This window comes from Draconibacterium sp. (assembly GCF_041583095.1).
Taxonomy (GTDB): domain Bacteria; phylum Bacteroidota; class Bacteroidia; order Bacteroidales; family Prolixibacteraceae; genus Draconibacterium.
Window position 1 is genome coordinate 1 of record NZ_JBFHGM010000257.1, and the last position, 7,341, is coordinate 7,341.

The following is a 7,341-nucleotide window of genomic DNA, read 5'->3' on the forward strand; positions in this document are numbered from 1 at the left end:
GTATGCGTAAATACATGGCTAACCAGGGGATAAAATACAAAGTGGTGTACATTTCCGATCCCTTGTGCTGGACCGAAGCACCTTCAACACTAAAAGTACTCGGTTCACAGCGAAACAGGTGGACACGCGGCACAATAGATACTATAATGCTGCACCGCGATATTTTTATGAATCCGAAGTTTGGTTTTATGGGAATGGTTTCGCACCCCTACTGGGTATTTTTCGAATGGCTGGCCCCGATTGTTGAATTTTTAGGCATATCTTATTTTATTACCATAGCCTTGCTTGGGCTGGCCGACTGGTCGTTTTTTTATGTAATGTTTGGTTTTATTTACTTTTTTGCAATTATGATTTCGACCTATGCCATCCTTTTCGACCATCTTTCATACAACCGCTACAAGAAAAAACGAATGATAATAAAGTTGCTGATGACAACCTGGCTCGAGCCGTTTATCTACCATCCTTTAATTGTGTATTGGGGACTCAGGGGGAACTACGATTATTTCATAAAAAAGAAAAAATCGTGGGGAAAAATGACACGTGCCGGCTTTGACATTTCGAAACAAAAAAAATAAAATACAATGAGAAAGAATCGATTGTATTTCCAAATAGTAAGTGTACTTTTTATTTTGCTGGGCACGGGAACAGCGGGTATTCTGCAGGCACAAACCTTTGATGAGGCCCGGAACTTTGCCTTTAACGGTGAACGGGAAAAAGCCCGCAGCATTTGCCGCCAGATTCTTTCCGAAGGTTTTAATTCGGATGTGGCCTTATTGATGGGACGTACCTATGCCTGGGATGGAATGTACGATTCGGCAAGAGTGGTATTACAGGAGGTTTTAATACAGCGCCCCGAAAATATGGAAGCCTACGATGCGCTTTCGGATGTTGAGTTTTGGGCTGATGACAATGCAAAAGCTATTGAATATTGCAACGCAGCTTTAAAGCAGGAGCCCGAATCGTCGAAGTTTGCATTGAAAAAAGCCCGGATACTATACAGCGATGAACAGTACGAGGAAGCAGTTGAGGTGCTGGAAACCTACCTGCATAAAAACCCGGGCGAACCCGATTTTCTGCTCAAGTTAAAAGAATACCGACTCGACTTAATGAAAAACAGAATCAGACTGGTATACACTTTCGATAATTTTAACAGCGATTTTAGCCGCGATCCCTGGCATTTTCTGGCCCTGTCGTATGGGCGAAAAACCAAACTGGGGTCGGTTATTGCACGTTTGAACTATGCCAACCGTTTTGATTCAAACGGGCTGCAGTTTGAAATAGATGCCTACCCAAAAATTGGCGAAAACAATTATGCCTACGTGAATTACGGGTACTCGTCGGATGCGCTTTTCCCGGGAAACCGTTTTGGTTTCGAGTTGTACCACAACTTTCCAAATGCCTGGGAAGGTTCGCTGGGAATGCGCTACCTCGATTTTAGTTCTTCGGGAGTTGACATTTATACCGCAACATTGGGAAAATATGTGGGGAATTACTGGGTTTCGCTGCGATCGTACGTTACGCCGGATACTGACGGAACATCGGTTTCCGGGGCGTTGTCGGTACGGCGCTATTTCGCCGATTCAGAAAATTATTTGGGGCTTAAACTAAGTTATGGTGTTTCGCCCGACGACAACAGGAAACCGATTGATACCGAAAAGAACCTGACTTTAAAAACCAGGGCGGTAAGGGCGGAATACAACCGCTTAATTAAAAAATTATGGATTGTAAGTGCCGGATTTAATATTGGCAGCGAACAACTGGAACCCGGAAATTATTCGGGCTACTATTCGTTCGATATAGGTTTTTCGAGGTTGTTCTAATAGAGATTTAAATGGGGAAAATTACCGATATATTTGGCTTGCTTGTACGCACATTAAGGCGTTTTATCAGCCTGAGTTTTATTCTGGCCGTGATGATTTTGCTTGTGCGTTTACACGAAATGGTAATTCTCTCCAATTACCACAACTATCCACCGGGGAGTTTTAGTACGCTGCTTTTCGGAATAAAATACGACATCATCCTCTACCTTAGGGTTTCAGCCGTACTGATGATTCCTTTTTTACTGCTGGGTTTGTTCAGCCAAAAGACGGCACGTGTATTTTTTATTTCCGCTTCGGTATTACTTGTGTTGGGCGATATGCTGCTGCTCAAATACTTCTCTGCGGCAGGTGTTCCGCTGGGCGCCGATTTGTTTGGCTATTCCATCGAAGAAATCACCCAAACCGTGCAAAGTTCGGGCGAGATGAATGTCTGGCCATTTATTTTTATGGCCCTCTTTTTAGTTTACATGGTGCGGGTTATTATAAAACATGTTTACTATAAGCTAAAACCGTGGATGCTATTACTTATTTCGGCCGCCATGTTTGCGTCACTGGCTCCGTTTGGTTTTTTAAAACCACAACCTTCTGATTTTGTAAACGAATTTTCGCTTTTTGCAGCCACCAACAAACTCAACTTTTTTAGCGAAAGTGTACTAAAACGTTATGTCTTCAACGAGCAGATAGACAAACAATCCTACACTTTTAAAACAAATGTGGCCACTGCCGATGGTTCTTTTACTTACCTCGACGAAGACTACCCTTTCCTCCACCAGGAAACAACACCCGATGTTTTGGGTAAATACTTTGAACCTTTAAAGACTAAGCCTAACATTGTTTTTGTGATTGTTGAAAGTCTTGGCCGGGCTTACAGCGGCAAGGACGCCTACCTGGGCAGTTTTACGCCTTTTCTGGATTCGCTGATGGATAGGAGTTTGTATTGGGAAAACAGTTTAAGCACTTCGGGCCGAACCTTTGGGGTGCTTCCTTCAACCCTGGCATCGGTTCCGTTTGGCGATCGTGGTTTTACGGAGCTTGGCGATGATATGCCCGATCATTTAAGCCTGATGAGTATTTTAAAAACCCAGGCCGGTTATAGCAGTTCGTTTACCTACGGTGGTGAAGCGCATTTCGACAACATGGATATCTTTCTGAAACGGCAGGGAATAGATAAAATAATTGACAACACCGGATTCGGCGAAGACTATGAAAAAATGCCGGCTTCTGCCAGCGGTTTTTCCTGGGGATTTGGCGACAAAGAGATTTTCAGACGGTATATCGATGAAGTTAAAACCGATACTGCAAGTCCGCGTATGGATGTTATTCTTACGTTGGCCATGCACAGTCCTTTTGAGGTGGAAAATCAGGAATATTACCTCTCGAAATTTAATGAACGTTTGGCGGAACTGAAACTTCCCGGAAAAACAGAAGCCTTTAACCGCAACTATGAAAAACAGTTTTCAACGGTGCTTTATTTTGATGATGCGCTAAGGTATTTCTTTAACGAATTCAGTAAACTGCCATCGTTTAACAACACCATTTTTGTGATTACGGGCGACCACCGTATGCCCGAAATTCCCATAAGTACGCAGCTCGACAGATTTCATGTGCCGTTGGTAATTTATTCACCTATGCTTAAAGAAACAGCTAAATTTTCATCGGTTGTTACACATTTCGATATTACACCTTCATTGCTTGCCCTGCTGGATGCCGATAGCATCATTTCGCGTCCGAAAGCAGCCGCCTGGATTGGGCATGGCCTCGACGACGAGGAAGATTTCAGGGTAGGAAATGCATATCCTTTAATGCGAAACAAAAACGAAATACTGGATTATATCGACGGCGAGCATATGTTAGCCAACAAAGAAATTTACCAGGTTTACGAAAATATGGACATTGAAACCGTTAATGAGCCCGATAAAGAAAAAGAACTGGAAGCTGAACTCACTAATTTCCTGTTAAAGAATAACCATGCCTGTAAAAACAACAAGCTTATTCCCGATTCGCTAAAAGTATATACTTACCACGGGCAATAAACAATACAACTTCGGTAACTGGTATTTATAAAATCGCCTTATAGCCTGATTACGAAAAGACCTGGGCTAAAAACGTTATTCAGTGAATTACAGCTGAATTATCAAGATCAGTTCCCATGGAACTGGTAGCATTTATCTTATTAGATCTATATCTTTAGGAAATTAACAAACAAGCGAATGAAATATCTCTGTTTTGTATTCTTACTTCTAACGCCCATTGTAAACTTCGGACAGGAAGAGAAGGAGGTTTCGAAAAAAATATCCAACGAATTTGTGCAACTCTATAACGCTGATAAATACACCGAAATATTTGAATGCTTTTCTCCTGAGATGAAAAAAGATTTACCTGTTGAGAAAACGATTGATTTTTTAAAGGGACTAAAAAAGCAGGCCGGAAATATTGAACACCGGGAGTTTATTCGATACGAAAACAAAACCTTTGCTTCGTACAAAACCAGATTTGAACGTGCTCTGTTTTCTTTGAATATTTCGGTTGATAAACAGGATAAAATAAACGGTTTAATGGTAAAACCATTTAAAGATGAGAATCTGCCAAAACCCGATAGAAACAAAACAAAACTCGATTTACCATTTCATGACGAATGGATTGTGGTTTGGGGTGGTGACACCGAAGAACTAAATTACCATGTGGAGAATGAAGCCCAGAAAAATGCATTCGATTTTATAATTACCGATAAAGAAGGTAAATCATACAAAACTGCTGGAAGAACGAACGAAGACTATTATGCTTTTGGAAAAGAGATAATTGCACCATGTAATGCCGAAGTGGTTCAGGTTATAGATGGTATAGCGGATAATACGCCGGGGGAATTCGACCTTTATTATATCCCGGGAAACACAATTATTCTTAAAGCAGCTGATAATGAATATTTATTTTTTGCCCATTTCAAACAAAACTCAATTGTAGTAAAACAAGGACAAAAGATTAATAAAGGCGATGTGCTGGGGCTGTGTGGTAATTCAGGCAATTCGTCAGAGGCACATCTGCATTTTCACATTCAGAATATTGAAGATATTAATCAGGCTACTGGTGTAAAATGCTTTTTTGACAGTATTAAAGTGAATGGATTTTTGAAAAACGACTATTCTCCTTTAAAAGGTGAGCGAATACAGAACAATTGATACGTTTAAACTGAGCTAATTATAAAACAAATCAACACCTAAATTATACCAAATGAAACTAAAAAACATTGCACTTATCGTATTAAGCTTTATGCTAACACAAGCTTGCGCGATAGAAGAGCCGGATACAAAAGATTTAAAACCACGAATTGTAGTGCTAACCGATATTGCGCCCAATAATATTGAACCTGACGATATGGAGTCGATGATTCGTTTACTGGTACATGCTGACCAGTTTGAGATTGAAGCGTTAATTGCCACTACGGGTTGGAGTAATAATGGCGGAAACGAACGTATCGATTTAATTCACGATGCCTTAAATGCCTATGAAAAGGATTTACCAAATTTGAATAAACGATCTGGTCAGGAAGCATTTGCCGATGATGAATCAACGCAGGAAATTGGCTACTGGCCGTCTGTCGCTTATTTGCGAAAGCGAACTGTGATGGGAAGTACAAAGATGGGGATGAAATTTATTGGTGATGACAACGATTCGGAAGGAAGTAATCTTATAATTGATTTGGCTGATGAAGAGGACGACCGCCCGATATGGATTACTGTTTGGGGAGGTGGCAATACATTTGCCCAGGCCATTTGGCGCATACAACAGGAGCGGACACCTGAAGAACTAAAAGCCTTTCTGCATAAATTTCGTATTTATACGATTACCGACCAGGACAGGCCATGGTCGAGCGGAGATACCATTCGTTATGACATTAGTTCTCATCAGTGGATGCGGGGTTTTGAAAATGACCTGCTATTTTTTTGGGATGAATGTGCCTGGAAACATCAAAACGGTACGGGCGTTAATAACTGGAATGAATACGCACATCATATCCAAAATCATGGTAATCTTGGCGCTTTATATCCAAAATACAAATGGGGAGTTGAAGGCGATACGCCGGCCTTTATGCATGTTATGCCCAATGGATTATCAAACCCGGATGTTCCAACGCAGGTGAGCTGGAGTGGTTATTTTGAATTTGGCCTGGGGCGCGATAGCCTCACAAATGCTTACACAAATTATACCGGCGAACCCTATAACATTGGCACAAAATACTTCGCCTATTTCTACCCGGCAATATTTAACAATTTTGCCGCCCGTATGGATTGGGCCAAAGAAGGAAAGGGAAACCGCAATCCGGTTGTAATTGTTAACGGCGATAAAGGCATTAAACCAATCGGGAAAGTTTGCAAAGCAGGGGAAGAATTACAACTCAACGCATCAAAATCATTCGACCCCGATGGCGATCGCTTAAACTTTAAATGGTGGGCAATACCCGAAGCCGGAAATTATTCAGGAGAGATAAAAATATCAACTGGTGAATCAAATACTGCCACGATTCAAATACCGTCTGATGCAGCGGGAAAAGAATTTCATGTAATCTGTGAAGTAAGCGATGATGGTGTTCCCAACTTAACCAACTACCGAAGGATAATAGTAAAAGCAGAATAATAGTGTGCAAGAAAAAAGGAGAACCGGCGTTTCACATTCTGGTCAAGGGAAAGTGATTTAGTTTCGGATAATAAATTTCCTCCTCCGGCCGGAACTCCTGAAAAAACTGCACTATAAAAAAGCATAGTCCACTACGACATATGCTAAAATTCAAATTTAATGTGAGCAACTTTCGTCGCTCGTGTCACAGAACACGTTGCCTTATGGCAAAACAGTGTCGCCCATTAAGTAGGTGTCTACTTCGCGGGCAGCAGCGCGACCTTCGTTAATTGCCCAAACCACCAACGATTGTCCGCGGCGTGAATCACCGGCAGCAAAAACCTTTTTAATGCTGGTTTTAAACTGTCCGTATTCAACTTTGTAGTTCGAACGTGCATCACGTTCCATATCCATCTCTTCGGCAATTTTATCTTCCGGTCCTAAAAATCCCATTGCCAACAGCACTAAGTCTGCCTTAATGTATCTTTCGGTTCCCGGAATCGCTTGTGGCATCCGTCCGCCGTTGTCGGTTTTAATCCACTCCACCTGAACAGTGTGCAAAGCTTTTACTTTGCCATTATCACCTTCAATTTTGGTGGTCATTATCGAGTACTTCCTTGGATCTTTTCCTTTTGCCAAAATAGCTTCGTGCTGGCCGTAATCGGTTTTTTCGTTACCGGGCCATTCGGGCCATGGGTTAACGTCGCCGTTACGTTCTTTTGGTGGCTGAGGCATAATCTCCAACTGAGTTATACTTTTACAACCATGGCGCAGCGATGTGGCTACACAGTCGGTACCGGTATCGCCACCACCAATTACAATTACGTGTTTATCTTTTGCCGAGATGTAATTTCCATCTTCCAGTTTACTGTCGAGCAAACTTTTTGTGTTGGCTTTCAGGAACTCCATA

At 41.7% G+C, this 7,341-nt stretch carries 6 protein-coding genes; 5 read left to right on the top strand and 1 reads right to left on the bottom strand.

Annotated features, from left to right (window positions below; genetic code table 11):
• The 5 genes from ABZB17_RS18255 to ABZB17_RS18275 form a co-directional block, all read left to right on the top strand.
• Nucleotides 1-575 (top strand): glycosyltransferase family 2 protein (locus ABZB17_RS18255; protein ID WP_372652275.1); only part of this gene is annotated, 575 nt, incomplete at its 5' end.
• A 6-nt stretch (nucleotides 576-581) separates the two neighbouring features.
• A complete protein-coding gene (locus ABZB17_RS18260; RefSeq protein ID WP_372652277.1) occupies nucleotides 582-1,820 on the top strand; it encodes a YaiO family outer membrane beta-barrel protein in 1,239 nt (412 codons plus the stop codon).
• Between the two features lie 11 nt (nucleotides 1,821-1,831).
• Nucleotides 1,832-3,853: an LTA synthase family protein gene (locus tag ABZB17_RS18265; protein WP_372652279.1), complete on the top strand. Its 2,022-nt coding sequence runs from the start codon at nucleotides 1,832-1,834 to the stop codon at nucleotides 3,851-3,853.
• A gap of 177 nt (nucleotides 3,854-4,030) precedes the next feature.
• Entirely contained in the window at nucleotides 4,031-4,996 is a 966-nt protein-coding gene (locus ABZB17_RS18270) for a DUF3887 domain-containing protein (RefSeq protein WP_372652281.1), read from the top strand.
• A 52-nt stretch (nucleotides 4,997-5,048) separates the two neighbouring features.
• Nucleotides 5,049-6,452 carry a DUF1593 domain-containing protein gene (locus ABZB17_RS18275; RefSeq protein WP_372652283.1) on the top strand — a complete coding sequence of 468 codons (1,404 nt, stop codon included), beginning with the start codon at nucleotides 5,049-5,051 and terminating at the stop codon, nucleotides 6,450-6,452.
• 201 nt (nucleotides 6,453-6,653) lie between these two features.
• Here the strand turns inward: ABZB17_RS18275 and ABZB17_RS18280 are convergent.
• A partial coding sequence (locus ABZB17_RS18280) for an FAD-dependent oxidoreductase (RefSeq protein ID WP_372652285.1) occupies nucleotides 6,654-7,341 on the bottom strand: 688 nt, incomplete at its 5' end.